This window comes from Streptomyces curacoi (assembly GCF_001513975.1).
Classification (GTDB): Bacteria; Actinomycetota; Actinomycetes; order Streptomycetales; family Streptomycetaceae; genus Streptomyces; species Streptomyces curacoi.
On sequence record NZ_KQ947988.1, the window covers coordinates 491,502 to 518,103 of the forward strand.

The 26,602-nt window shown below is 70.1% G+C and carries 24 protein-coding genes; 6 read left to right on the forward strand and 18 right to left on the reverse strand.

Annotated features, from left to right (window positions below; all coding sequences use genetic code 11):
* Positions 1 to 12: 12 nt before the first annotated feature.
* On the reverse strand, positions 13 to 1,200 hold the full coding sequence (locus AQI70_RS40800) for a L,D-transpeptidase family protein (RefSeq protein ID WP_341845959.1): 1,188 nt from the start codon (positions 1,198 to 1,200) through the stop codon (positions 13 to 15).
* A gap of 137 nt (positions 1,201 to 1,337) precedes the next feature.
* Here AQI70_RS40800 and AQI70_RS18880 point away from each other — a divergent pair, with 137 nt between their 5' ends.
* A complete protein-coding gene (locus tag AQI70_RS18880) occupies positions 1,338 to 1,709 on the forward strand; it encodes a holo-ACP synthase (protein WP_037887003.1) in 372 nt (123 codons plus the stop codon).
* Between the two features lie 47 nt (positions 1,710 to 1,756).
* Here AQI70_RS18880 and AQI70_RS18885 read toward each other — a convergent pair whose 3' ends face one another.
* Positions 1,757 to 2,902 carry a hypothetical protein gene (locus tag AQI70_RS18885; protein WP_107117040.1) on the reverse strand — a complete coding sequence of 382 codons (1,146 nt, stop codon included), beginning with the start codon at positions 2,900 to 2,902 and terminating at the stop codon, positions 1,757 to 1,759.
* A 214-nt stretch (positions 2,903 to 3,116) separates the two neighbouring features.
* Here AQI70_RS18885 and AQI70_RS18890 point away from each other — a divergent pair, with 214 nt between their 5' ends.
* Both AQI70_RS18890 and AQI70_RS18895 read left to right on the forward strand, forming a co-directional pair.
* On the forward strand, positions 3,117 to 4,553 hold the full coding sequence (locus tag AQI70_RS18890; RefSeq protein WP_062151285.1) for a bifunctional ADP-dependent NAD(P)H-hydrate dehydratase/NAD(P)H-hydrate epimerase: 1,437 nt from the start codon (positions 3,117 to 3,119) through the stop codon (positions 4,551 to 4,553).
* 177 nt (positions 4,554 to 4,730) lie between these two features.
* A complete protein-coding gene (locus tag AQI70_RS18895; protein ID WP_062151288.1) occupies positions 4,731 to 5,912 on the forward strand; it encodes an FAD-dependent monooxygenase in 1,182 nt (393 codons plus the stop codon).
* 28 nt (positions 5,913 to 5,940) lie between these two features.
* Here AQI70_RS18895 and glmS read toward each other — a convergent pair whose 3' ends face one another.
* The 3 genes from glmS to AQI70_RS18910 form a co-directional block, all read right to left on the reverse strand.
* Positions 5,941 to 7,788 carry a glutamine--fructose-6-phosphate transaminase (isomerizing) gene (gene glmS, locus AQI70_RS18900; protein WP_062151291.1) on the reverse strand — a complete coding sequence of 616 codons (1,848 nt, stop codon included), beginning with the start codon at positions 7,786 to 7,788 and terminating at the stop codon, positions 5,941 to 5,943.
* 218 nt (positions 7,789 to 8,006) lie between these two features.
* A complete protein-coding gene (locus AQI70_RS18905) occupies positions 8,007 to 8,822 on the reverse strand; it encodes an ABC transporter permease (RefSeq protein ID WP_062151294.1) in 816 nt (271 codons plus the stop codon).
* Positions 8,819 to 9,850, reverse strand: a complete 1,032-nt coding sequence (locus tag AQI70_RS18910) for an ATP-binding cassette domain-containing protein (protein WP_062151297.1) — start codon at positions 9,848 to 9,850, stop codon at positions 8,819 to 8,821. The genes AQI70_RS18905 and AQI70_RS18910 overlap by 4 nt, the downstream gene beginning before the upstream one ends.
* Before the next feature lie 180 nt (positions 9,851 to 10,030).
* Between AQI70_RS18910 and coaA the strand changes: the two genes are divergently transcribed.
* Together coaA and AQI70_RS18920 are read left to right on the forward strand one after the other, a co-directional pair.
* Positions 10,031 to 10,999 (forward strand): type I pantothenate kinase, encoded by a 969-nt coding sequence (gene coaA, locus AQI70_RS18915; RefSeq protein ID WP_062151300.1) that lies wholly within the window; start codon positions 10,031 to 10,033, stop codon positions 10,997 to 10,999.
* Positions 11,000 to 11,064: 65 nt separating this feature from the next.
* On the forward strand, positions 11,065 to 12,003 hold the full coding sequence (locus AQI70_RS18920; protein WP_062151303.1) for a DUF389 domain-containing protein: 939 nt from the start codon (positions 11,065 to 11,067) through the stop codon (positions 12,001 to 12,003).
* A gap of 85 nt (positions 12,004 to 12,088) precedes the next feature.
* Here the strand turns inward: AQI70_RS18920 and AQI70_RS18925 are convergent, their stop codons facing one another.
* From AQI70_RS18925 to AQI70_RS18945, 5 genes are all read right to left on the reverse strand, one after another.
* Positions 12,089 to 12,424, reverse strand: coding sequence for an SH3 domain-containing protein (locus tag AQI70_RS18925; RefSeq protein WP_244181715.1), 336 nt, complete (start codon positions 12,422 to 12,424; stop codon positions 12,089 to 12,091).
* Between the two features lie 255 nt (positions 12,425 to 12,679).
* Positions 12,680 to 14,038, reverse strand: a complete 1,359-nt coding sequence (glmM, locus tag AQI70_RS18930) for a phosphoglucosamine mutase (RefSeq protein ID WP_062151309.1) — start codon at positions 14,036 to 14,038, stop codon at positions 12,680 to 12,682.
* Between the two features lie 196 nt (positions 14,039 to 14,234).
* Positions 14,235 to 14,747 carry a 30S ribosomal protein S9 gene (gene rpsI / locus AQI70_RS18935; protein ID WP_003998795.1) on the reverse strand — a complete coding sequence of 171 codons (513 nt, stop codon included), beginning with the start codon at positions 14,745 to 14,747 and terminating at the stop codon, positions 14,235 to 14,237.
* Positions 14,748 to 14,789: 42 nt separating this feature from the next.
* A complete protein-coding gene (rplM, locus tag AQI70_RS18940; protein WP_003998796.1) occupies positions 14,790 to 15,233 on the reverse strand; it encodes a 50S ribosomal protein L13 in 444 nt (147 codons plus the stop codon).
* A gap of 231 nt (positions 15,234 to 15,464) precedes the next feature.
* The gene (locus tag AQI70_RS18945) at positions 15,465 to 16,832 is read right to left on the reverse strand and encodes a glycosyltransferase family 87 protein (RefSeq protein ID WP_244181716.1); all 1,368 of its coding nucleotides are present in this window, start codon (positions 16,830 to 16,832) and stop codon (positions 15,465 to 15,467) included.
* Positions 16,833 to 16,902: 70 nt separating this feature from the next.
* Between AQI70_RS18945 and AQI70_RS18950 the strand changes: the two genes are divergently transcribed.
* Complete coding sequence (locus tag AQI70_RS18950; protein WP_062151312.1) at positions 16,903 to 17,793, forward strand: hypothetical protein; 891 nt, start codon at positions 16,903 to 16,905, stop codon at positions 17,791 to 17,793.
* 19 nt (positions 17,794 to 17,812) lie between these two features.
* Here the strand turns inward: AQI70_RS18950 and AQI70_RS18955 are convergent, their stop codons facing one another.
* The 8 genes from AQI70_RS18955 to AQI70_RS40215 all read right to left on the reverse strand — a co-directional run.
* Positions 17,813 to 18,586, reverse strand: coding sequence for a polyprenol monophosphomannose synthase (locus AQI70_RS18955; RefSeq protein WP_062151315.1), 774 nt, complete (start codon positions 18,584 to 18,586; stop codon positions 17,813 to 17,815).
* 30 nt (positions 18,587 to 18,616) lie between these two features.
* The gene (locus AQI70_RS18960) at positions 18,617 to 19,927 is read right to left on the reverse strand and encodes a UDP-glucose dehydrogenase family protein (protein WP_062151318.1); all 1,311 of its coding nucleotides are present in this window, start codon (positions 19,925 to 19,927) and stop codon (positions 18,617 to 18,619) included.
* A 16-nt stretch (positions 19,928 to 19,943) separates the two neighbouring features.
* Positions 19,944 to 21,752, reverse strand: a complete 1,809-nt coding sequence (locus AQI70_RS18965) for a glycosyltransferase family 39 protein (protein ID WP_062151321.1) — start codon at positions 21,750 to 21,752, stop codon at positions 19,944 to 19,946.
* Positions 21,752 to 22,792: a glycoside hydrolase family 26 protein gene (locus tag AQI70_RS18970; protein WP_062151322.1), complete on the reverse strand. Its 1,041-nt coding sequence runs from the start codon at positions 22,790 to 22,792 to the stop codon at positions 21,752 to 21,754. The genes AQI70_RS18965 and AQI70_RS18970 overlap by 1 nt, the downstream gene beginning before the upstream one ends.
* Entirely contained in the window at positions 22,792 to 24,207 is a 1,416-nt protein-coding gene (locus tag AQI70_RS18975; RefSeq protein WP_062151325.1) for a glycosyltransferase family 2 protein, read from the reverse strand. Before AQI70_RS18975 ends, AQI70_RS18970 begins: the two co-directional genes overlap by 1 nt.
* Positions 24,208 to 24,631: 424 nt before the next feature.
* Complete coding sequence (truA, locus tag AQI70_RS18980) at positions 24,632 to 25,498, reverse strand: tRNA pseudouridine(38-40) synthase TruA (RefSeq protein WP_062151326.1); 867 nt, start codon at positions 25,496 to 25,498, stop codon at positions 24,632 to 24,634.
* 140 nt (positions 25,499 to 25,638) lie between these two features.
* Positions 25,639 to 26,148: a 50S ribosomal protein L17 gene (gene rplQ / locus AQI70_RS18985; RefSeq protein WP_062151328.1), complete on the reverse strand. Its 510-nt coding sequence runs from the start codon at positions 26,146 to 26,148 to the stop codon at positions 25,639 to 25,641.
* 135 nt (positions 26,149 to 26,283) lie between these two features.
* Positions 26,284 to 26,602, reverse strand: a 319-nt coding sequence (locus tag AQI70_RS40215; protein WP_030173928.1) for a DNA-directed RNA polymerase subunit alpha C-terminal domain-containing protein, incomplete at its 5' end; no start/stop codon positions are given.

Consider the following 26,602-nt stretch of genomic DNA (forward strand, 5'->3'; position numbering starts at 1 on the left):
CGGCCACCGGATCTACGCCTCCTGCCGGTGCCCCCACACGTACACCCGGTCGTTCTGCTTCAGCACGCGCCACAGCCGCCGTGCCTCGGCGAGGCGCATGTTGACGCAGCCCATCGAGCCGACGGGGCTGAAGATGTTGCCGTAGACGCCGTGGAAGGCCTGGCCCCCGCTGAAGAACTGGGCGTAGGGCATGCGGCTCTTGTACAGCGTCGACACGTGGTTCTTGTGCCGCCAGTAGACCGCGTGCCACCCGGTGCGCGTCCCGTACCCCTTCCGTCCGCTCCGGATGGGCGCGGGCCCGAACACGACCTTCTTGCCGTCCTGCACCCAGGTCAGCTGCCGGTCGAGGTCGACACAGGCGACCCGGTACGCCCGCACCGGGCACTTCTTGTCGGCGTTGGGGTTCTTGCGGGCGGTGACGAGCTGCATGGTGGACCAGGTCAGAGGCCCGGCGAACCCGATGGCGGGCTTGATGCCGTGCTTTTTCTGAAAGGCGCGGATGGCCCGGCAGTCGGCGGCCGACTGCTCCCCGTCCACCGGCAGCTTCAGCCACTGCTCGACCTGCCGCTGCCGCGGGCCCGTCTCCTCGCTGCACTTCACGCCCCCGAGGGCGTCGATGGGATCGACGTACTCCACGCTGTCGTACGCCTCCTGCGGCGCGTCCTCCGGCTCGACGGCGTCCTCCTCGGCGCTGGGCGTGTACACCTCCGGCGCCAGCGCCTGGTCGGGCGTGTCCGTCTGCCAGAGCGGGGGCAGGCCCAGGGGGATTCCGGGCACGAGTCCCGCTTGCGGTCCGGAGTCCGGGGGGACGGGGCCGGCCTGCGGCTCGGAATCCTGCCGCGCGAGTTCAGCCTGCGGCTCGGAGTCCGGGGAGACGGGGCCGGCCTGCGGCTCGGAGTCCGGGGAGACCGGGCCGGCCTGCGGCTCGGAATCCTGCCGCGCGAGTTCGGCCTGCGGTCCGGAGCCCGGGGGGACGGGGCCGGCCTGGGGCTCGGAATCCTGCCGCGCGAGTTCGGCCTGGGGCTCGGAATCCTGCGGCGCGAGTTCGGCCTGGGGCTCGGAATCCTGCCGCGCGAGTTCGGCCTGGGGCTCGGAATCCTGCGGCGCGAGTTCGGCCTGCGGTCCGGAGCCCGGGGGGACGGGGTCGGCCGAGGCGCTGCCGACGGGCAGCAGGGCGGCCGCGGCGAGCACTACGGCCATGGTCCTACATGCGATACGTCCGCTGATCATGCGCACAGGGAAGCGTGAGGGCCTGCCGGTCGGCAGGTGCCGCGCGGCGGGGTCACTCTTTCGAGGAGCCGTCTTGTGAGGACCATGCGGACCATAGGGTGCTCGGCATGAGCATCATCGGGGTCGGTATCGACGTGGCCGAGATCGACAGATTCGAGGCGGCGCTGCAACGCACACCTGGGCTGGCCGAACGGCTCTTCCTGGACAGCGAGTTGCTGCTGCCCAGCGGCGAACGCCGGGGCGTGGCCTCGCTCGCGGCCCGTTTCGCGGCGAAGGAGGCCCTCGCCAAGGCGCTGGGCGCACCGGCGGGCCTGCTCTGGACGGACGCGGAGGTCTTCGTCGAGGACAGCGGCCGGCCACGGCTGCGGGTGACGGGCACGGTGGCGGCACGGGCGGCCGAACTGGGCGTACGGTCCTGGCATGTGTCGCTGAGCCATGACGCCGGGGTGGCGTCGGCGGTGGTGGTGGCGGAGGGGTGAGCCAGGGGTGAGCCAGGTGGGAACCTCCGCCACCGCACACCCTGCGGTCAGCAGATCGACTGACCGGTGTTCACCCGGGTGATGTTGCGGAAGGTGGTGTTCTCACCGCAAGGGCTCTCCCTGATGGCCGAGTTGGTCACCGTCAGGTTCTGGATGGTGATGTCCCTGTTGTTCGGGAACTCCGAGCGAGCCGCCAGCCGCAGCTCGCCGCCGCCCGAAATGGTGCCGCTCTGCGCGGCGAGGTTCACGTTGTAGCAGTTCTCGATCAGGACCGAGTTGTTGCCGGTGTTGGAGAGGGTCACCTTGTTGATGACCGCCCCGCCGCTCTCCGAGACGCAGAACACGCCGCGCCCGCCGCCGCGCGCGATGACCTCGCCCACCCGGATGTTGGTCGGGTAGGAGCTGCCGACCCGTCCGTTGCGGTTGGCCATGCGGAAGGCGGCGTACCCGGTGCCCGTGCCCGCGTTCTCCGCGTCGACCTTGGTGACGTTGGCGTTGATGGTCTGGTTGAGCAGCAGCCCGGACTCGCCCACGTTCCGCGCGGTCACGGTCCCGATGGTGATGCCGTCGACGCCGTAGGTCTCCACGGCGTGGCTGGAGGCGCCGGAGACATACACGTTGTCGATCCGGACGTTGCGGGTCCACTGGCTGGTGTCCCCGCGGTTGTCGATGCGTATCCCCAGCCCGCGGGAGAGACGCATGTCGATCTGGCCGAGGACCACGTTCTGGACGTTGCGCATGAAGATGCCGTACAGCGGGGTGCCGGTGAGCTTGAGGTTCTGGACCTCCACGTCCCGAGTGCCGCGTGAGTAGACGGGCGCCTGGTCGCCGGAACCGGTGCCGGTGACGTTGATGGTGCCGCAGACGTCGAGCACCGTGTAGCTCGGCAGGGAGATGCGCGACCCGGCGGACACGGATCCCGAACCCCGCACCACCACCCGCTCCTTGGCGGTGCGCCCGGCGGTCAGGCTGTTGACGGCGGCCTGGACGGCGGCCCGCATGTCACCGCCGGTATAGACGGTGCTGCCGCCGCGCCGGGCGGTCCAGGTACTGCCGTTGAGGACGGCCTCGGCCTGGTAGGAGCCTTCGCCGCAGGCGGCTGCCACGGCGGGGGTGGGGGCGGTGAGAGTACCGACGGCGGTGAGGAGAGCGGTGGCACCGACGGCGGCGAGGAGTGCGGCTCTGCGTCCCATGAAGGGCATGACGACTTCCTCTCGTCGAACCGATTTCGCCGAACGATTTCGTCGAACCATGTCGCCGGGCGATCGTCGAACCGTTTCGCCGGACGATCGTCGAACCACATTCGACTGAATCGATTCATCCTGTGGGGGTCGGTGAGTTTGGCAAAGGCACGGCAAAGCGTCAATGGATGCGACGAGGTTCGCCGGGTACGGGAGACTCGGTCGCATGCGGACTGCGTACAGCGTGGAGACGGTAAGGGCGGCCGAACGGGAGCTCATGGCACGGCTTCCGGACGGGGCGCTGATGCAACGGGCGGCGGCCGGACTCGCCGCCGCCTGCGCCGATCTGCTGGGCCGGGTGTACGGCAGCCGGATCGTCCTGCTGATCGGCAGCGGCGACAACGGCGGCGACGCCCTGTACGCCGGCGCCCGACTGGCCAGGCGCGGGGCGGGCGTCACGGCGATCCTGCTGACGCCCGAGCGCGCGCACACCGGAGGGCTGGCGGCCCTGCGCCGGGCGGGCGGCCGAACGGCGGGTGTCGATGCCGCCGAGGCCTCGATCGAGCGCGCGGATCTCGTGGTCGACGGGATCGTCGGCATCGGCGGCAAGGGCGGGCTGCGGCCGGAGGTGGCACCGCTGGCCGCCGCGGCCGCGCGGTCCGGGGCCGCCGTGGTCGCCGTGGACCTGCCGAGCGGTGTGGACGTGGACACGGGCGAGGTGCGCGGCGAGGCGATGCGGGCCGACCTCACCGTCACCTTCGGCACGCACAAGCCGGGGCTGCTGATCGACCCGGCGCGGGAGTACGCCGGGGTGGTGCGGCTGGTGGACATCGGTCTGGCGCTGCCGTCCGAGGCGGTGGAGCTGGAGGCGCTGCAACACGCGGACGTGGCACGGCTGTTGCCGTTGCCGGCGGCGGAGACGGACAAGTACCGGCGCGGGGTCGTCGGCATCGCGGCGGGATCGGCGAGGTATCCGGGCGCCGCCGTGCTCGCGGTCGCGGGGGCGTTGCGGGGCGGCGCGGGCGCCGTACGGTACGTCGGCCCGGCCGGGGACGCGGTCATCGCCCGGTTCCCCGAGACGCTGGTGTCGGACCGGGGTCCGAAGAAGGCCGGGCGTGTGCAGGCGTGGGTCGTGGGCCCCGGCGCCGGGGACGACGCGGCGACGGTGGCGGAGGTGCTGGCCACGGACGTGCCGGTGCTGATCGACGCGGACGGGCTGCGGCTGGCGGACCCGGAGGCGGTGCGGGGGCGTACGGCACCGACCCTGATGACCCCGCACGCCGGGGAGGCGGCGGCGCTGCTCGGTGTCTCGCGGGAGGAGGTCGAGGGGGCTCGGCTGGCTTCGGTGCGGGAGTTGGCGGCGCGCTATGCGGCGGCCGTGCTGTTGAAGGGGTCGACGACGCTGGTGGCGGGGGCCGGGGGCACCGGTCCGGTCCGGGTCAACCCGACGGGCACGTCATGGCTGGCCACGGCCGGGAGCGGGGACGTGCTGTCGGGGTTGACGGGATCGCTGCTGGCGGCGGGGCTCACGGCGGTGGATGCTGCGAGCGTGGCGGCGTATCTGCACGGCCTGTCGGCGAGGTTCGCGGCGGACGGGGCGCCGGTGGGGGCGCATGACGTGGCTGAGGGGATTCCGGGGGCCTGGCGGGACGTACGGGGGTAGGGGCCTGGCGGGACGTACGGAGGTAGGGCCTGGCGGGACGTACGGGGGTAACCGGGATGTACGGGGGTAGGGACCTGGCGGACGTACGGGGGGAAGCGGGATATACGGGAGTAAAGGGAGCGCGTTACGACGACGCCGGCCCGCGTCACCATGCCGGTGTCCGGGCGAGGTCGGCTCATGAGGGCGGTCGTCGTGGGGGCCGGCATCGGCGGACTGGCCGCGACGCTGAGCCTGCGCCGCGCCGGCTGGGAGGTCACGCTCGTCGAGCAGACGCCCCGCTTCACCGAGGTCGGCGCCGGAATCCAGCTCGCCCCCAACGCCACGCGGGTGCTGCGCCGGCTCGGCGTGCTCGACGAGGTCGCCGCACAGGCCGTCCGCCCCGCCCACGTGAGCTTCCGTACCTGGTCGGACGGGGCGGAGATCTGCCGCTACGCGCTGGGCCGCGCGGCCGAGGACGAGTTCGGGGCGCCGTACCTGCTGCTCCATCGGGCCGATCTGCACCAGGCGCTGGCCGCGGGGGTGCCGCCCTGCTCCGTACGCCTGAACACGACCGTCATCGGAATCGACCAGGACGACCGGTACGCCCACGTGACGACGGCGACCGGTGAACGCCTGACCGCGGACGTGGTCGTAGCCGCCGACGGTATCCGCTCCGCGGCCCGCCAGTGGCTCTTCGGCGAGGACGAGGCGGTGTTCTCCGGAACCGCCGCATACCGGGCACTGCTCCCGTCCGACGAGGTGGCCGATCTGGGCCTGCCCCCGCTCGCCGCCTGGCTCGGCCCGGACCGCCACTTCGTCCACTACCGGGTGCGCCGTGGCGAACTGCTCAACGTCGTGGCCGTGTTCTCCACCCGGGCGGCGGCACAGGAGTCCTGGACCGCGCGGGCGGAACCGGCAGAGCAGCTGCGCGAGTTCACCGGGTGGGACTCCCGGGTGCGCACGGTCCTGCAACGCGCGGGCCAGGTGTACCGCTACGGCATCTACACCCGGACCCCGCTGAGGCGCTGGCACATCGGCCGGGTGACCCTCCTCGGCGACAGCGCCCACGCCATGGTGCCGTTCCAGGCCCAGGGCGCGGCCCAGGCGATCCTGGACGCGGCCGTACTGGGAGACGTCCTGACGGACGCGACACCGGCCGAGGTACCCGGGGCGCTCGACCGGTACGTACGCCGACGGCTCGCGGCGGCCACGAGCATGCAGGCCCGCTCCGCGCAGGCGGGCAGTGAATTCCACCTGCCGGACGGCCCCGAGGCCCAGGCGCGCAACGCCCGTATGGCGGCGTACGCGGCCGAGCACGGGTTCATGCCCCAGGCGACGGCGTGGCGGGCGGACTTACTGGACGAGCAGCCGGAACCGTAGGGCCTTCCGCGCGGGCTCCCCGGCCCGGCTACTCCACCGTCACCGACTTCGCCAGGTTCCGGGGCTGATCCACCTCGTTGCCCCGGGCCGTGGCCAACTCACAGGCGAACACCTGCAAGGGCACCGTCGCCACGAGCGGCTGGAGCAGGGTCGGCGTCGCCGGAATCCGGATCAGATGGTCGGCGTACGGCACCACCGCCTCATCCCCCTCCTCGGCGATCACGATGGTCCGGGCGCCCCTTGCCCGGATCTCCTGGATGTTGGACACGATCTTGTCGTGCAGAACCGACCGCCCCCGCGGCGAAGGCACGACCACGACCACCGGCAGATCGTCCTCGATCAAGGCGATCGGCCCATGCTTCAACTCGCCCGCCGCAAACCCCTCGGCGTGCATATAGGCGAGTTCCTTCAGCTTCAGCGCCCCCTCCAGCGCCACCGGATAACCGACATGCCGCCCCAGGAACAGCACGGTGTTCTTGTGGGCCAGGCTCCGCGCCAGCGCCCGCACCGGCTCCATGGTCTCCAGAACCCGCTCGACCTCACCGCCGATATGCGCCAGGTCCCGGATCACCGCGTGGATCTCGTCCCCCCACTTGGTGCCCCGTACCTGCCCCAGATACAGCGCGACGAGATAACACGCCACCAACTGCGTCAGAAACGCCTTGGTCGACGCGACCGCCACCTCCGGCCCGGCATGCGTGTACAGCACCGCGTCCGACTCACGCGGAATGGTCGACCCGTTGGTGTTGCAGATGGCCAGCACCTTGGCGCCCTGCTCGCGTGCGTGCCGTAGGGCCATGAGCGTGTCCATGGTCTCGCCGGACTGGGAGATGGCGATGACGAGGGTCTGCTGGTCGAGGATCGGATCCCGGTACCGGAACTCGCTCGCCAGCTCCACCTCGCACGGAATCCGGGTCCAGTGCTCGATGGCGTACTTGGCGATCAGCCCGGCGTGAAAGGCCGTACCGCAGGCCACGACGACGATCTTGTCGACCTCCCGCAGCACCCCGGCGGGGATCCGCACCTCGTCCAGAGTCAGCGAACCAGCGGCATCGATGCGCCCCAGCAACGTATCGGCGACCGCCTTGGGCTGCTCGGCGATCTCCTTGAGCATGAAGTAGTCATAGCCCCCCTTTTCCGCGGCCGAGGCGTCCCAGTCGACGTGATACGGCCGGACGTCCGCCGCCCGCCCGTCGAACCCGGTGACGGTCACGCCGTCCCGCCGCAGCTCGACGACCTGGTCCTGCCCCAGCTCGATGGCCGACCGCGTGTGGTCGATGAACGCGGCGACGTCCGAGGCCAGAAAGGCCTCACCCTCTCCAACGCCCACCACCAGCGGCGAGTTCCGCCGCGCCCCGACCACCACATCGGGCTCGTCCGCATGCACGGCGACCAGCGTGAAGGCGCCCTCCAGCCGCCGGCACACCAGCCGCATCGCCTCGGCCAGATCGGCACACGACGAGAACTCCTCGGCGAGCAGATGCGCGACGACCTCCGTGTCGGTCTCGGAGGCCAGCTCATGCCCCCGCTCCGCCAACTCGGTCCGCAGCGCGGCGAAGTTCTCGATGATCCCGTTGTGCACGACGGCCACGCGCCCGGCGTTGTCGAGATGCGGATGGGCGTTCGCGTCCGTCGGCCCGCCGTGCGTGGCCCACCGCGTGTGGCCGATGCCCGTGGTGCCCGTCGGCAGCGGCCGATCGACCAGCTCCTTCTCCAGGTTCAGCAGCTTCCCGGCCTTCTTCGCGGCCGCCAGCCCCCCGTCCGCCAGTACGGCGACACCCGCCGAGTCGTACCCCCGGTACTCCAGCCGCTTCAGTCCGGCCGTCACGATCTCCAGCGCCGACTGCGACCCCACGTATCCCACGATTCCGCACATGCGGGGCAGCCTACGACCGATTCGGCGTCCGAAACGGCCTCCGCGTGCCCGATTTCGGAAATTCCCGCCCCGGTACGAACGCTCCGACGGCGTCGCTTCCCGCCCGGACGGGCAGCCGCGCACAACGCCCGAGTCACGTCTTCACCCGAGTCACGTCCTCGCCCGAGTCACGTCTTCACCCGAGTCACGTCCTCGCCCGAGTCACGTCTTCGCCCGAGTCACGTCTTCGCCCGATAAGCCCGCATGGCCAACGGATAGAACACCACCGCTATCCCCGCAGCCCACACCAGCGACCACACCACCGGCTCCGCCACCGGCCCGCCCAGCAGCAGCCCGCGGAACGCGTCGGACAGATGGGTCACCGGATTGACGTCGCTCCACGCCTGCAGCCACCCCGGCATGGTCTCCACCCTGACGAACGCGCTGCTGGTGAAGGTGATCGGGAAGATGAGCGTGAACGCGAACGCCTGCACTTTCTCCACGTCCCCCGCCAGCATGCCGATCAGCACCGCGCACCACGACACCGCCGCCGCGAACACCACCAGCAGCACCGCCCCGAGCAGGAACCCCTCCGGTCCCCCGGTGATCCGGAAGCCGAGCAGCAGGCCGAGGCCGATCATCAGCAGCATCGCCCAGACATGCTTGGCGAGGTCCGCGGTGATCCGGCCGATGAGCGGTGCGGAGCGGGCTATCGGCAGGCTGCGCAGCCGGTCGAAGACGCCCTTGGTGAGGTCGGTGTTGAGGGCCATCGCCGTGTACATCGTCATGAACAGGGTGTTCTGCACGATGATCCCGGGCAGCGCGTACTTCAGATACGCCTCCGGCGACCCGGCCATCTGCCCGCCCAGTACGTACGTGAAGAGGAACACGAACATGATGGGCGTGATGCTGTAGTCGACCAGCTCCAACGGGTTGTGCTTGACCGCGACCAGGCTTCGCCAGGCCATCGTGAAGGTCTGCCGCAGCCCGTCGAGCGGCCGCACCCGCCCCGACTTGCCGATCGGGGCGGTGATGGTCGTGGTGGTGGCGGTCATGGCCCGGTCACCGCCTTCCGCAGCTCGCCGTCGGCGTTCCGCGGCTCGCTCTCGTCGTCCCGGACGGACGCGCCGCCGTTGCCCTCGGGTGCGCCGGGTTCGGCTCGGTGACCGGTCAGGGCCAGGAAGACCTCGTCGAGCGACGAACGGCGCAGGGCGAGCTCGCCCACGGCTATCCCCTCGCGGTCGAGCGTGCGCACGACGGCCGGCATCAGCTCGGGGTCCTTCACCGGGGCGGTGATCGTCTCGCCCTCGATCCGGGCCTGCGGACCGGCGGCCCCGGCCACCACCGTGTGCGCCCGCGCCAGGTCCTGCGCCAGCACCGGCCGCAGCTCCAGCACCTGCCCGCCGACCTGCGACTTCAGCTGGTCCGGGGTGCCCTCGGCGATCACCCGGCCCTTGTCGATCACCACGATGTCGTCGGCGAGCACATCGGCCTCGTTCAGGTACTGCGTGGTCAGCAGGGCCGTCGCGCCGTCCGCGACCAAGCCCCGCAGCAGGTCCCACAGCTCACCGCGGCTGTGCGGGTCCAGCCCCGTGGTCGGCTCGTCGAGGAAGAGGATGCTCGGCCGGCCCACCAGGCTCGCGGCCAGGTCCAGGCGCCTGCGCATACCGCCCGAGAAGGTCTTGACGGCCCGCCCGGCCGCCTCCGACAGCTGAAACCGGTCCAGCAGCTCGGCCGCCCGCGCCCGGGCCGCCCGCCTCGGCAGACCCAGCAGCCGGCCGATGAGCAGCAGGTTCTCCGTGCCGGTCAGGTTCTCGTCCACCGCCGCGTACTGCCCGGTCAGCCCGACCATGGCGCGTACGACCCCGGCCTCCCGGACGACGTCGTGCCCGGCCACCCGGGCCCTGCCGGCATCGGGCCTGAGCAGCGTCGCGAAGATCCGCACCGCGGTCGTCTTCCCCGCGCCGTTGGGACCGAGCAGCCCGAGGACCGAGCCCCTGCGGGCCCCCAGGTCGACCCCTGCCAGCGCCTCGGTCTCCTTGAACCGCTTGACCAGGCCTTCCGCCTCGATCGCATATGTCATGGGTCACCCCCTCGGGGTCGGTGGCCCCGGCCTGGGCCCACCTCTCCCACAACTGTGACGCACGGCACTGACATTCCGCGTTTGCCCCGATTCCTCCCGAAAGCTGCGGGGTGACGGATCCCACGCCACAGTCCGTTCGTCCGCCCGTAACAATGGACTGTGATCTCTCCGGTCCCCTCGATGCCCCGGAGCGCCCACCGGCCCAGGCCGGAGGCGACTCCCTACGTCGACCTCACCCGCTCGGAGTGGAGCGCGCTGCGCGACAAGACCCCGCTGCCGCTCACCGCGGAGGAGGTCGAGAAGCTGCGCGGCCTCGGCGATGTCATCGACCTCGACGAGGTGCGGGACATCTACCTCCCGCTCTCCCGCCTCCTCAACCTCTACGTCGGCGCCACCGACGGCCTGAGAGGCGCGCTGAACACCTTCCTCGGCGAGCAGGGCTCCCAGTCCGGCACCCCGTTCGTCATAGGGGTCGCCGGCTCGGTCGCCGTGGGCAAGTCCACGGTCGCCCGCCTCCTGCAGGCCCTGCTCTCCCGCTGGCCCGAGCACCCGCGCGTCGAGCTGGTCACCACCGACGGGTTCCTCCTTCCCACCCGGGAGCTGGAGGCCCGCGGCCTGATGTCGCGGAAAGGTTTTCCCGAGTCCTACGACCGTCGCGCGCTCACCCGGTTCGTCGCCGACATCAAGGCGGGCAAGGGCGAGGTCACGGCCCCCGTCTACTCCCACCTGATCTACGACATCGTCCCCGACCAGAGGCTCTCGGTCCGCCGCCCCGACATCCTGATCGTGGAGGGCCTGAACGTCCTGCAGCCCGCCCTCCCCGGCAAGGACGGCCGCACCCGGGTCGGCCTCGCCGACTACTTCGACTTCAGCGTGTACGTCGACGCCCGCACCGAGGACATCGAGCACTGGTACCTCAACCGGTTCAAGAGGCTGCGCGAGACCGCCTTCCAGAACCCCTCCTCGTACTTCCGCAAGTACACGCAGGTCTCCGAGGAGGAGGCCCTCGCCTACGCCCGCACGATGTGGCGCACCATCAACAAGCCCAACCTGGTGGAGAACATCGCCCCCACCCGCGGCCGCGCCACCCTCGTCCTGCGCAAGGGCCCGGACCACAAGGTGCAGCGGCTGAGCCTGCGCAAGCTGTAGAGCCGCGGCACCGGCCTGCCGGAGCCGGCACCCTCACCCTCCTGCGGGCCTGTTAGAAAGACGTCATGCTGCATCTGCGTCTGATCACCCCGGCCGACCGGACCGACGACGTGGTCCGCCTGATCGAGAACACGGTCGGCGCCACCCACCTCGTCGTGCTGCCGGGCGTCGCCCGCAACCCGTCCGGGGACGTCGTCCAGTGTGACGTGGCGCGCGAGGCGGGCGACGAACTCATCGGCGCGCTCCGGCAGTTGGACCTGGACCAGGCCGGTTCGATCGCCGTCGAGAAGATCGACCTGTCGCTGTCCGAGCGGGCCGACAAGGCCAAGGAGGAAGCACCGGGCGAGGGGGCGGACGCGGTGCTGTGGGAGCACCTCGCGGACGCCACGCACGAGGAGTCGACCCTCTCCATCACCTACGTCGCCTTCATCACGCTGGCCACGATGATCGCGGCCTGCGGTGTGGTGCTGGACAACGCGATCCTGATCGTGGGCGCGATGGCGGTCGGCCCGGAGTTCGGGCCGCTGGCGGGCATCTGCACGGCGGTGGTGCAGCGGGCACCCCGCCTCGCGCTGCGCTCGCTGATCGCCCTGCTGGTGGGCTTCGCCGTGGCGATGGCGGTGACGGTGGGCTTCAGCCTCTTCATGGACGCCGTCGGCCTGTTCACCGAGGCCAGGCTGGAGGGCGACCGGCCCAACACCGGCTTCATCTACGCCCCGGACTGGTTCTCGTTCGTCGTGGCGGTACTCGCCGGCGCCGCCGGCACCCTCTCCCTGACCTCCGCCAAGTCCGGCGCCCTGGTCGGCGTCGCCATCTCCGTGACGACCGTCCCGGCCGCCGCCAACGCGGCCGTGGCCCTGATCTACGACGATGCCAAGCAGACCTGGCTCTCGACGGGCCAGCTGCTGCTGAACCTCCTGGGCATCGTCCTGGCCGGGACACTGACGCTGCTGGCACAGAAATGGTTCTGGTCGACCCAGCGCCGTCAGCGGCGGCAAACCTGAAAAGCACTGCCCGCCTGCAGATCATGAAGCAGGCGGGCAGTGAAGCCGGACAGTTCTGGCCGGCGAGAATGATGTGGAGCGCGGGTCAGCCCTTTTCGACGGGGTTGAGGTGGGCGTACTTCACCCAGCCCTTTTTCCCCTTGTTGGCCCCGCTGGTGACCTTGCCGTAGCTCCACTTGTAATCCTTGGTGCAGTACTCGGTGAACCCGGCACCGTTGTACAGGACTCCAAGGGAGGTGTAGCTCGTGCCGGGGCCGCTGCGCAGGTGCACGGCATCCGAAACGTCCTTGGTCTGCGTGAGGATCAGGTTGCACGCTCTCGGCAGGGACGCCGCCGAGGCGGTCGGGGCGGTGAGCACGGCGCCCCCGAGGATTACGGCACCGGATACGGCAGCCGCTGCTATGCGCCGGGCGATTCGCACTTCTCGTCTCCTTGAGTTGGTCAGACTCTGAAAAAGTCCTCAACACCATTCGGGACGGAATCCATCTGGCCGCCAGAAGGTATGAGGTTGCGCCAGGCATGGTTCTCGCTGGCGCAAAGCAGACCCTACCCGATCATGGAGAAGGCCCTTCGCCCAACTCCCTTTCGACTCAGCGGCCTTGGCGGGCCGGGGGCCCGACCTCAGGCAGGAGAACACTCAGCCGGAGACGGCTTTCCGAAGCGGATGCGGACGCATCTACCCAAGCGCGGACTTCACGGCATCGGCCAACCGCCCCGCCACAGAGCGAGCCTGCTCGATGTCCGCCGCCTCGACCATCACGCGCACCAACGGCTCGGTCCCGGACGGCCGCAGCAGAACCCGACCCGTAGAGCCGAGTTCCCGCTCCGCCTCGGCAACGGCGGCAGCCAGCTCGGCCGACTCCCCGACCCGCGACCGGTCCACGTCCGGCACATTGATCAGCACCTGTGGCAGCCGCTCCATCACGGCGGCGAGATCCCGCAGCGTACGACCGGTCTCCGCGACCCGAGCGGCCAGCAGCAACCCGGTCAGCGTCCCGTCACCGGTCGTGGCGTGATCGAGGATGATGACATGCCCGGACTGCTCGCCGCCAAGGGCGTACCCGTGCTCCTTCATCTCCTCCAGCACATAGCGGTCACCGACCGCGGTCTGCACCAGCGCGATGCCCTCGCGCTCCATGGCCAGCTTGAAGCCCAGGTTGGACATGACGGTCGCCACGACGGTGTCGGCACGCAGCGCGGAGCGTTCCCGCATGGCCAGCGCGAGCACGGCCAGGATCTGGTCGCCGTCCACCTCCTCACCGGTGTGGTCCACGGCGAGGCAGCGGTCGGCGTCCCCGTCGTGCGCGATACCGAGGTCGGCGCCGTGCTCGGCGACGGCGGCCTTCAGCTTCTCCAGATGGGTGGACCCGCAGCCGTCGTTGATGTTGAGCCCGTCCGGCTCGGCCCCGATGGTGACGACCTCGGCCCCGGCCCGCGCGAACGCCTCCGGCGAGACCCCCGCGGCGGCGCCGTGCGCCTCGTCGAGGACGATCCTCAGCCCGTCCAGCCGGTTGGGCAGCACGCCGAGGAGGTGGGCGACGTACTCCTCGAACCCCTCGTCGTACGACCGCACCCGCCCGACGGCCGCGCCGGTCGGCCGCTCCCACGGCTCACCGTGCCGGTGCTCGTCGTAGACCGCCTCGATACGGTCCTCCAGCTCGTCGGCGAGCTTGTGGCCGCCGCGGGCGAAGAACTTGATGCCGTTGTCGGGCATGGCGTTGTGGCTGGCGGAGAGCATGACACCGAGGTCGGCGCCGAGCGAGCCCGTGAGATACGCCACCGCGGGCGTCGGCAGCACACCGACGCGCAGGACGTCCACACCGGCGCTCGCGAGGCCCGCGACCACGGCGGCCTCCAGGAACTCCCCGGACGCGCGCGGATCCCGTCCGACCACTGCCGTCGGCCGGTGGCCCTCGAAGGTGCCCGCCTCGGCCAGTACGTGCGCCGCCGCCACGGACAGACCAAGCGCCATCTCGGCCGTCAGATCCGCGTTGGCGACGCCACGCACGCCGTCCGTGCCGAAGAGTCGTCCCACTTGTCCTCCTGAGGAAGCGTCAGTTGTCGAAGACCGGCCGATCGGCCAAGGAGCCGGGGAACCAGTCACCCGAGCACACGAGCACACGATCCTTTGAGCGCCTTGTGCCGTTATACGCCCAAGGCTGTGCTAAAACGAACGCCCCGACGGCACTGTGGCGTGCCGCCGGGGCGTTCGGACGTACAGGCAGCGAAGGTTAGCGCTTGCTGTACTGCGGAGCCTTGCGGGCCTTCTTCAGACCGGCCTTCTTGCGCTCGACCGCACGGTCGTCGCGGCGGAGGAAGCCGGCCTTCTTCAGCGGGCCGCGGTTGTTGTCGACGTCGGCCTCGTTCAGCGCGCGGGCGACACCGAGACGCAGCGCACCGGCCTGGCCGGAGACACCGCCACCGGCGATGCGGGCGATGACGTCGTAACGGCCCTCGAGCTCGAGAACCTTGAACGGCTCGTTGACTTCCTGCTGGTGCACCTTGTTCGGGAAGTAGTCCTCAAGGGTGCGACCGTTGATCTTCCACTTGCCGGTGCCCGGAACGATCCGGACACGGGCGATGGCGTTCTTACGGCGGCCCAGGCCGGCGGCCGGCTGGGGCTCACCGAAGCGCGAGGCGAGGGACTCGGAGGTGTACTCACCCTCCACCGGAACCTCGGACTCGGTGGTGTAGCTGTCGATGTCAAGCTCTTCGAGCGGCTGCTCGGCAGTGGTCTCGGCCACGATTCTCCTCAGATTCTCTTCAGTCTTAGGGGGTGGCCGGACTTACTGCGCGACCTGGGTGATCTCGTACGGCTGCGGCTGCTGCGCGCCGTGCGGGTGCTGGTCACCCTTGTAGACCTTCAGCTTCGAGAGCATCTGACGGCCCAGGGAGTTCTTGGGGAGCATGCCCTTGACGGCCTTCTCGATGGCCTTCTCGGGGTTCTTGTCGAGCAGCTCGTCGTAACGGACGGAACGCAGACCACCCGGGTAGCCGGAGTGGCGGTACGCCATCTTCTGCGTCCGCTTGTTGCCGGACAGGTGCACCTTGTCGGCGTTGATGATGATGACGAAGTCACCAGCGTCGACGTGCGGCGCGTAGATCGGCTTGTGCTTGCCCCGGAGAAGGGTGGCGGCAGTGGTGGCGAGACGGCCCAGGACAACGTCCTGAGCGTCAATGACGTGCCACTGGCGCGTCACATCGCCGGGCTTGGGGCTGTACGTACGCACGGTTCGTAGCCTTCGCTTCGAGTGAATGGTCCTGAACAGGTCACCGAAACGATCACGACAGCCTTGACCGCACGGCGGCGACGCAAACCGCGTACGTGGGGTCGCTGGTCATCGGCCCGGTGGACCGGTGTAAGGGCCCGTCCCGTGAGAATGAGCAAGCCAATACACAACGAACATGCAGGATACCTGCGGCGCCATAGCCGGGTCAAAACGGGTTGCCTCGTGCGACGCCTACTGTTCAGCACCCAGCGTAGCCGCCCCGCCCTGGGGGCTGCCGCCCCCGGACCCCCGCTTCGGCCCTGAAGGGGCCTCGTCCTCAAACGCCGGACGGGCTGAGATTGCCTGACCGGCGCCAGAAAGTGACCGCTCACTCCCGTCCAGAGGCGCAGCCCCCGGCGGGGTCGAAGGGGCAGCGCCCCTGGAGGATGGGACGGGCAGGGGCGGCGGGGGCGGGGAAACCCGGCCGAACCGCAAGCAGTGGGCAGCCAGCGTCATCGCCAGACCACCCAACGTGACCGCATCCCGGAAGGCCCGCCGCTGCCCCGTCTCCAGATAAGGCCAGGTCACCCCCGGAACCTGCGGAACCAGTGCCAGCCAGAACCACACCCCCCGCACGACCGCCCCCTCGTACGGCAGCCCAGCGAGCAGCACCGGCACGACGACCAGCAGATAGTGGTCGTACGACGGCCTGGAGGCCAGGAACGCCGAGAGCATCAGCATCCCCGCCGTCTCCGCGAGCCGCAGCGGCCCGCGATCCCCACACCGCCAGCGCCGATACGCACACCCCACCCCCGCCCCGGCCGCCGCCACCGCGATCCCCCCGGCCACCACGCCCGGCACCCCGACCCTCGGCAGCACCGCGGCCGGCGACGCCTCATAGAGCCGTACAAAGCTGTCGCCGCCGCGCAGCAGAAACGGCAGGGTGCGCGTGAAGAACCCCGCGGGATCCGGCAGCACCAGCGCCGCCGCCGCGGACATCACCACCGGCACTGCGGCCATCACCGCCAGCCCCCGCCACCGCCCCGCGAAGACGAACAGCAGCCCCACCGGCGCCAGCAACGGCTTCACCGCGACCGCCGCCCCGATCACCAGCCCGGCCGCCACCCACCGCCCCCGCCCGGCCAGCAACAACCCCAGCGGCAGGGCGAGCACCGCCGCCGCCGTCCAGTTGCCCAGCAGGACCAGGTGGGCGAACGGGGCGAACCCGACCGCCAGGCCGGTCAGGCCGAGCGCCGCGAAGCGGCTGCGCAGTGCGACACCGTGCAGCCGTAGCGCGCAGACCCAGCCCCCCACCAGACACCCGGTCACCACCACCGGCACCAGCACGCTCAGCACACTCCGCGGAATCAGCACCTGCGGAGCCGCCGCCAGTACCGCGCTCGGCAAATAGAGGAAGTGGGAGTCGTCATACGGCGACCCCCCGGCCAGCCACACCCGTGCCGCCCGCACGACGATGGCGTTGTCCATCCCTCCGTCCGAGGTCACACGCGCCGTACGGGCCACGAGGGCTCCCAGCACGGCCCCGAGCACCACCCACAGATGCCAGGTGGCACGTCGCACCAACCACCCGGAGATGTCGCTTTTGTGCTCGCTCACCATGTGAACGCTAGGTGCCCGTGGGTCTCTTGAGGCGGACCGGCACGCCCTCGGCCCGTCTAAGATGCGCCCCATGAGCTTTGGGCAGCAGGGGGGACCCCAGTCCCAGTGGGATCCCTGGAAACCGCATTCCCAGCAGCCGTGGAACAGCGGCGACGACGGGACCCCGGACTGGGCCGCGCTCGCCGAGGCCTCGGAGACCCGCAACAAGCGGCGTCGGCTGCTGTTCATCGGCGGCGGCGCGCTCGCCACCGTCGCGATCGGTGCCGCCGTCGCCGCGGCGGTGGTCTCGGCGAACGACAGCAACTCCGCCTCGAACAAGCCGACTTCCGAGCTCTCCGGGACAGCGGGTCTGCCGGGCGAGTCCAAGGCCGCGGAGCCGTCGTTCGAGCCGACGAGCGCGCCGCCGCCGCTGGACCCCAAGGACTTCATCTCCAGCAAGAGCAAGGACACCGCTCCGCTCAGCGCCGAGATCCTCTTCCGGGGCACGCAGCTGACCGTGAGTGAGGAGACGGTCTACAAAAAGGGCGCGACGGACGACACGAAGAACTGCTCCGCGGCCACCAAGGGCGGCCTCCCGAAGATCCTCACCGCCAACGACTGCACCCGCTTCATACGCGTCAGCTACACCAAGGACGGTGTCGCGGTGACGGTCGGCGTGGCGGTCTTCGACACCGCGGCGCAGGCCACCAAGGTCAAGAGCCAGGTCAACACCCAGCAGGACCACGTCGACCCGCTCTACGGCAAGGGCGTCAAGGAGTTCTGCAACGCCGCCGTCTGCCAGTCGTACGCCAACTCCTACGGCCGCTACGCCTACTTCACCATCGCCGGCTTCACCAACGGCAAGGACGTCACGAACAAGGACACACCGGTCCTCCGGATGAGCAACAACCTGGCCAAGTTCACGTTCGACCAGATCCACCGGCGGGGCGAGGCACAGGCGTCCGCGGCGGCCAACGAGTAGTCGGCCGCCGCCCGCGGGCTCACCTGTGCTTCAGGCGCAGCCTGATCGGTACGACGGCCGACTCCAGCTGGGTCCTCAGCGTCATCTTCGACACGCCCTCCGTCCGCTCCCCGAAGCGGATCGGGATCTCGACGGCGCGGTGCCCGGCCCGCACGGCCTTGTACTTCAGCTCGACCTGGAAGCTGTAGCCCGCGCTGTCCAGGGTGGCCAGGTCGAGCTCGCGCAGGGTGGCCGCCGACCACAGGTTGAAGCCGGCCGTGATGTCCCGGATCTCGGTGCCGAGCACGGCACGGGCGTAGCGGTTGGCGAACCGGGACAGCAGCACCCGGTGCAGGCCCCAGTCCTCGTCGAGCGAGCCGCCCTCCACGTACCGGCTGCCGACGACCAGGCCCGCTCCGCGGGCCACCGCCGCGTCCAGCATCCGCGGCACCGCCTCCACCGGATGGCTGCCGTCGGCGTCCATCTGGACGACGTACCCGGCGCCCTCCGCCAGCGCGGCGGTCATGCCCGCGACGTACGCCCGCCCCAGGCCGTCCTTCTCGGTGCGGTGCAGCACGCTCATCCGGCGCCGCCCGGCGGGCTGGTCGGCGTTGTACTTCTCGGCGAGCTCCTCGGCGAGCCGCCCGGTGCCGTCCGGGCTGGAGTCGTCGACGACCTTCAGATGCAGCCCGTCGACCGGCAGGCCGAGCACCAGCTCCGCCATCCGCGGCAGGTTCGCGGCCTCGTTGTACGTCGGCATCACCACGGTGACCGGTGGACCGGCGTGTCCGTCGTGGCTGTCGCGTTCCGTCATGGCTTTCTCTTTCCCTCCCCTGAAAAGCCCCTACCGGAGCTCCTCCCCTACGGATCCGGGCCTCCCCAGTGCCCGGAACTGCCAGCCCGCCGCGGTCCAGCGGTCCGCGTCGAGCACCCCCCGCCCGTCCACGATCCGGGGACGGGAAACCGTCGACCGGGCCCGCACCGGGTCGATCTCCCGGTACTGCGGCCACTCGGTCAGATGCAGCACGAGATCGGCACGTTGCAGCGCCTCCTCGGCCGACAGCGCGTACCCGAGGAGCGGGAACACCTTGCGGGCGTTGTCCATCGCCTCGGGGTCGTGGACCGTGACGTCGGCGCCGTCCAGGCGCAGGCGGGCGGCGACGTTGAGGGCCGGTGAGTCACGGATGTCGTCGGAGTCCGGTTTGAAGGCGGCGCCGAGTACGGCGATCCGGGCGCCCAGTACGGATCCTCCGCACAGCTCCCGGGCCAGTTCGACCACCTTGTCGCGGCGCCGCATGTTGATGGCGTCGACCTCGCGCAGGAAGGCCAGCGAGACGCCCAGTTCGTCGGCGCGGTGCGCGAAGGCGCGGATGTCCTTGGGCAGACAGCCGCCGCCGAAGCCGATCCCGGCGCGCAGGAACTTGCGGCCGATCCGGTCGTCGTGGCCGATGGCCTCGGCGAGCACGCCGACGTCGCCGCCGGCCACCTCGCACATCTCGGCCATCGCGTTGATGAAGGAGATCTTGGTGGCGAGGAAGGCGTTGGCGGCCGTCTTGACCAGCTCGGCGGTCGGGAGGTCGGCGGTGACGAGCGGGGTGCCGGCGGCGAGAACGGGGGCGTACACCGCCCGCAGGATCGTTTCGGCCCGCTTCGACCGCACCCCGAACACCAGCCGGTCCGGCCGCAGCGTGTCCTCGACGGCGAAGCCCTCCCGCAGGAACTCCGGGTTCCAGGCGACCTCGGCACCGGTGTGCGTGTCCGCGAGCCGCCCCGCCGTCCCCACCGGCACCGTCGACTTGCCGACCAGCAGCGCGTCCGGCCCGGCGTGCTCCGCGATCGCCGCGAAGGCCGCGTCGACGTACGTCAGATCCGCGCCCTCGGAGCCCTTGAGCTGGGGCGTGCCGACGCACACGAAGTGCACGTCGGCGAAGGCCCCGGCCTCCTCGTAGTCGCCCGTGAACCGGAGCCGCCCGCTCGCCGTGTGCTGCGCGATCAGCTCGGGCAGCCCGGGCTCGTGGAATGGCACGCGGCCCGCCCGGAGCGCGGCCACCTTGTCCGGGTCCACGTCGACCCCGAGCACCTCGTGGCCGAGTTCCGCCATGCAGGCGGCGTGGGTGGCACCCAGGTAGCCGGTGCCGATGACGGTGAGCCGCATGGGTACGGCTCCTTTCTCAGGAGGTCTTGATCCAGATGCGGTAGGTGCCCGTGCCGCTGGAGTTGCGGAACGGCACCTCGCCGAGGAGCCGGTAGTGCGGGTTGCCCTTGACGGCGGCTGCGATGACGTCGTCGGCGCGCGGGTTGGTGAGCCCGTCAAGGACGATCAGGTCGAACTCGCCCTCGCGCAGCGCCGCGCGGTAGGCGTCGTCGCCGGTGCGGTACTTGCCCTTCTCGTCCGTGTACTCCATGCCGAAGACGCCCTGCCACTGGCGGTGGGTGGTCCTGTCCCGCAGGTAGTACACGGGCACCTCGGGCGTGGAGGCGAGGTAGTGGCCCTTGGCGTCCACATGGGAGTCGATGGTCCGGATCATCTTCGAGGAGTCGGGCCAGACGCCGAAGCGCCAGTCCGCCTGCGAGATGCCGAGGCACAGCACCGCCGTCCACAGCATGATCCCGAGCTGGGGGTAGCGGAAGTGCGCGCCCACCAGCCGGGTCACGCCCACGCCCGCCATCGGGGCGGCGAACAGCAGGCCGAACCCGACGTGCTTGAAGAGCGAGACCACGGTGGCCAGATGGATCTGGTACGCGGGCGCGAGCACGGCCGTACCGCACAGCAGCAGGCCGAGCATGGCCCGCCAGCGCCAGCCGGGGCTGCCCAGGCGCAGCGCGACCGGCGACTCGTTCATCCGGCTGCGCCGCACATAGGAGACGGCGCCGCCGACGGCGGCGAGGAACATCAGCCCGCCCCACTCCATCGAGCGCTGGAGCAGGAACCGGGCGCTGTCGGAGCCGTGGTCACGGTCGGTGGTGGTCTGCCGGACACCGGCGAGCAGGTCGGTGGCGTACATCCCCGCCAGCAGCAGACCGCCGATGCCGAGGCCGAGCAGCACCATCCGCAGGAACGATTTGGCGCCCTTGTGCGGCCAGGCCGTGAGCAGCGCGAGGCCCACGATGGTCGGCAGGTACAGCGCCGAGGCGTACTTCACGCCGACCGCGAGCACCGCCACGGGCGCGGCCAGCAGCACGGCGGCCACGGGCGCCCGGTCGGTGCGCACCACGATCCAGGTGGCCAGCGCCAGCAGGAACACCGCCATCGCGTCGTACGTCGCGAAGTACCCCATGACGACGGTCGACTGGAGCACCGCGAACAGCGCCGCCGCGGCCAGCGCCGCCCGCTCGTTGAACAGCCGCCGGGTGAAGGAGTACAGCAGCCCGGTGGTGCCCAGCATGAACAGCAGGCTCAGACACCGCGCCCCCGTCAGCCCGAACTGCCCGTCCACCAGCGCGCCCAGCACCGGGTACAGCTGCGGCGAACCGGAGAAGTAGGCGGCGTAGTCGATGGGCAGCGGGGTGCCGTCGAGCAGATGGGCGAGCTCGGCGTGGCCGGCCGCGATGTACAGGGCCTCGTCCTGGAACGCCGTGTTGGACAGCCGTAGCGACAGCGCCGCCTGGATGGCCAGGACGCACAGCAGCACGGCCCGGCTGACCCAGGCCCGCCGCCTGCTCGCCGCCATGTCCCAGCCGGCTTCCGGCGTTTCGGGGATGTGGTACTCGGGCTCGTCGTCCGGCACCTGCTGGTACTGGACCGTGCGCAGCGCGTACGTCGGCTGGTCGTCGTGCAGCCCCTGCGGCTGCTGGGGGACGGCTGCCGCGTACTGCGCCTGCTGCTGCTCGTAGGCCTGGGCCTGCTCGTCGTACGGGTAGCCCTGCTGGTGGGGAGGCTGCCCGTCGGAGTTGAACCACGTGGAGGCCGACTCGTCCTCGGCATACGGGTCGTAGGGCTGAGGCGTGTAGTGCGTGGGCTGATCGGGTCGGGAGGTCATCACGGCTTCCGTACGTCGAAGCCGAAGCTGTCGTCGGCGGCCAGGCGCTTGAACTCCTTCAGCGCCAGCGGGCTCGCCTCCAGTCGCCAGTCGGCACGCTTTTTGTGGTTGAACCAGACGAAACCGAGCATGTCGTCGTCCGCCGCGACGCCCGCGAACAGGTTGCGGATGTCGGCTCGGCGCCGCTCCCCCGCCATGGCCCCGGTCTCCAGCAGGATCATCGGCTTCTCGGTGAAGGTGCGGACCTGGTCGCGGGTCGGCCCGAAGACGCTGTCGAAGGCGTTGTCCTCCTGGATCGTCCAGTAGCCGATCAGGCCGACCCAGTCGACATAGGCGTCGCCCGGGTAGTACGGCTTGAGCTTGACGCTCCCCACCGGGTTGACGATGTTGGGCGACCAGGCCCAGATGACGTTCGAGGCGCCGACGTCGACGAAGGTCTGGTGGATGTGCCGCCAGGCGGCCACGTAGTCCTTCGGGGTCACGTTCTTCGTGCCCCACTTCTCCCAGTGCCCGTTGAACTCGTCGGCGAAGGAGATCACGACGGGCAGGTTCAGCTTGCGCACCGCCGTCGCGTACTCCTTGATGTACGCGTCCGACTTGCCCGCCGCGATATCGGCGACGGGGGTGTCGAAGGGCTCCCACGACATCAGCGTCATGGCACCCTCGCGCCAGGCGTTGCGCACCCCGGTGGCGTCGAAGCCGTCGCCCCAGGCGGCGTAGTACTCGATGAGGTTCGGCTGCTTGCCGACCATCCTCGTATAGGTGTCGATGCCCTTCATGGAGTTCGGCGCGCCCTCGACGGCGGCACCGAAGTACTTCTTGTCCGGCTTCAGCAGCGGTACGACGTCGTAGGGGACGTCGGCCTCGGGGCTCGCCGCGGCATCGGCGCCGGCCCCGGCCTCCCCGGCACCGGCCGAGGAGGAACCGCCCGAGGAGGTACCGCCCGACTCCTCGCTGAGGACTGAGCATCCGCTGAGGGCGAGCACGCCGGTGAGCAGGCCGGCCGCCAGGGCCGTACGGATGCGGCTGAACGACTGCATCAGGCCACCGCCTTCTCCCGGGGCTGGACCAGGACCCGGCCCACGACGAGGGCGTAGAACAGCCCGGAGGACAGGATCAGCGCGAAGTCCGGGGCGTCCATGGTGAAGGTCCGGTAGACCGCTCCCACCACCCAGATCAGCGCGGTGCCGCCGCTCCAGACCCACATGCCGATCCAGAAGCGCCGGGTCTTGTTCTTCTTGGCGCCGGAGGAGCCGGTGGGCTGCCAGCCCATGCGGTTCTTGCGCAGGATGTCCCAGATGGCGAAGACATGCGCCCAGCCGTACATCATGCGGGCCGCCCAGGCCTCCAGGCGGTAGGGCGCCTTGTGCCACATCGGGAAGACGAGGGTGGTGTAGATGATGCTGGGCAGCACCAGGATCAGGTGCTCGACCTGGAGCTTCTCCGGCATCATCAGCAACAGCACGATCGGGATGACCGGGGCGGCGAAGGTGAACAGCGCCGTGTGGATGTAGTAGAAGAAGCCGGACATGTAGCACAGGCGGCTGGACAGCCTGATCTTCGCCTGCCAGAACTTCCGGCTGCCGAGCAGGCTCATCGACCCCGAGCACCAGCGGTACTGCTGGTTGAAGAAGGCACCCGCGCTGTCCGGGCACACGCCCGTCGACACCGCGACCGGCACATACCGCAGATCCCAGCCGAGACCGCGCAGGTCGAAGCCGGTGTGCACGTCCTCGGAGTGCTCGATCAGCGTCGTACCGCCGTTGGTCTCCAGGGCGGCCCGCCGGTACACGGCACAGCTGCCCACACAGATCGCACCGTCACTGCCCTGCCGCGACACCTGCACGGACCGGTAGAACAGCTCCTGCACCGCGCCCGCGCCGCGCTCGATCCAGTTCTGCGAGTCCAGCACCCGGAAGTACTGCGGCGACTGGACGATCCCGATGCGCGGGTCCGCCTCCAGGTACGGCAGCAGCTCCTGGAGCAGGTCGGCGCGCGGAGTGAAGTCGGCGTCCAGGATCAGGATGTACTGCCCGTCGGACTGCCCGAACCCGAAGTGCAGGTTCCCGGCCTTCTTGAACCAGCCTCGGTTCTCCCGGGTGCCGTAGCGGAACCCGAAGTCGCGGGCCATGGCGGCCAGTTCGGGACTGGCACCGTCATCGAGCACGAACGGAACACAGACCCCCGGATACCGGTCGGCCATCTCCCGCACATGCCGCCAGGTGTTGTGCAGCACCTCGATGGGTTCGCCGCACACCGGCAGGAAGACGTCGACCGTCGGGTACACCTCGGGCCGCCAGTTGTGCACCAGCCGCTTGTGGTGCGCGATGTCGAAGTCCCGGGTGAAGCCGTTCACCCGCAGCGACACCAGGTAGTACAGCACCGTGAAGACCAGCAGCGGCGTGTAGATCCACAGCACCGGTGTCGACTGGGCCAGCTTGAACTGGCTCACCACCAGGCAGCAGAAGCTGATCAGCGAGCTGATCGTCAGGATCCACAGATGCCGGCGCGCATAGGAGTACTTCTCCCTGTCCGTCGGCGGCAGCGGCAGCAGCCCCAGTGGAGCGCCGTCACTCCGCCCCGCCTTCCGCCGGCCGCTGTTCTGGCGCGCGGCACGGCGCCCCCCAGTCCGCGCAGGACCAACTGAACTCATGCAAAAACCCACCCCCGGGCCCGGATACGGCCCGTTGAAACCCCCACCCTCAGCCCGGCCTTCCCCATGTCGAACTGTCGATCGTTCGAACAATGGCCGAGCGGCCCGAACCAATGACCGAGCGACGAAAGGCTATACGAGAGGTAAGGAGGTTGTAAGGGGCAAGAAGGGACTTACGCCGGGTAAGTCCCGACATGGGCACTATCTGAGTGCAAATTGCAGGTAACTAACAGGTTTCGCATCTGGGCGTCCCGGGCAGAGATCGCCGGTTTCGCGCCTCCCTGTTCCGTGCGGCGAGCAACTCGTCGGCGGGGTACCCGACCTCTTCCAGCGTCAGCCCGTGCGGCCGTACGACATGCACGGCGGAGTCCCGGACCCCGGCGGCGAGCACCTTGGCGGGCCAGTCGGTGGGCCGGTGCCCGTCCCCCACGAACAGCAGCGCCCCGATCAGCGAACGCACCATGTTGTGGCAGAAGGCGTCGGCACGAACGGTCGCGGTGATGATCCCGTCGTCCCCGCGCACCAGGCTCAGCTCCTGCAGCGTACGGATGGTGGTGGCCCCCTCCCGCTTCTTGCAGTAGGCGGCGAAGTCGTGCTCCCCGAGCAGCCCCCGCGCGGCCTCCTTCATGGCGTCGACGTCGAGGGGCCAGTCGTGCCACAGGACGTGGTTGCGCAGCAGCGGGTCCACACCGCCGGGATTGTCGGTGACGCGGTAGGCGTACCGCCGCCAGACAGCAGAGAACCGCGCGTTGAACCCACTGGGCGCCTCCCTGAGCGCCCACACCCGCACGTCCTTGGGCAACCGCCCGGCGAGCCGCTTGAGCAGCTTCTCGTGGTGCTCGCGCCAGACCGACTCCGGCAGATCGACATGCGCGACCTGACCCCGCGCATGCACACCGGCATCGGTACGCCCGGCCACGGTCAGCTCGTACGTGGTGCTCCCGGACCGCGTGACGGTCCGCAACGCATCCTCGATCTCCCCCTGCACGGTCCGCCTACCGCCGGCCTGCTTGGCCCACCCGTGGAACTCACTGCCGTCGTAGGACAGGTCGAGGCGGACACGGACGTAACCGGGTGCTACTTCATCACTCACGTACAGATCCTCTCAGCAACACAAGAGCGGGCCCGCTCCTCGAAAGGAACGGGCCCGCAATCGCCCTGAAGGGGCGCGGGGAGCTGCGCGACAAGCCACGACGATGCCGCAGCCGCACGACGCAGCCACCCCGCAGACGCTCAGGCGTCCTTCGACTCCTCGGCGGGAGCCTCGGCGGCGTCCTCGGCCTTGGTCGTGTCGACCTTGGTCTCAGCGGCCTCGGCGACCTCGGCGTCCTTGGCGGCACGCTTCGTCGCGGCCTCGGCCTCACCGGTGGCCTGCTGCGCGACCGTCAGCGCCTCGACCAGCTCGATGACAGCCATGGGCGCGTTGTCGCCACGGCGGTTACCGATCTTGGTGATACGGGTGTAACCACCCGGACGGTTCTCGTACCGCGGGCCGATCTCGGTGAAGAGCGTGTGGACGATGCCCTTGTCCGTGATGACCTGGAGCACCTGACGGCGGTTGTGAAGGTCGCCCTTCTTCGCCTTGGTGATCAGACGCTCGGCGTACGGCCGCAGACGGCGGGCCTTCGCCTCGGTGGTGGTGATACGGCCGTGCTCGAAGAGGCTCTTCGCGAGGTTCGCGAGGAGGAGCTTCTCGTGCGCGGCGCTGCCGCCCAGACGGGCGCCCTTGGTGGGCTTCGGCATTGTTCTTCTCCTGTGTGTCTGCCCCGGCCGTATCAGGTACCGGGGTCAGTATCTGAGCAGGCGGTTGCCTGTCAGAGATCCGAGCAGGGCCCCGAAGGGGCCTGCTCGGAAGGGGTGCGGGGCCGAGCCGAGCTCTTAGTACTGCTCGGTCTCGACGAACCCGGCGTCCGCGTCGTCGTCGGCGCCGAAGGCGTCGGCGGCGGCGGTCGGGTCGAATCCGGGCGGGCTGTCCTTCAGGGCCAGGCCCATGCCGGCCAGCTTCGCCTTGACCTCGTCGATCGACTTCGCGCCGAAGTTACGGATGTCGAGCAGGTCGGCCTCGGAACGAGCCACGAGCTCACCCACGGAGTGGATGCCCTCGCGCTTGAGGCAGTTGTACGACCGAACGGTGAGCTCCAGCTCCTCGATCGGCAGCGCCAGGTCGGCCGCGAGCGCGGCGTCCGTCGGGGACGGG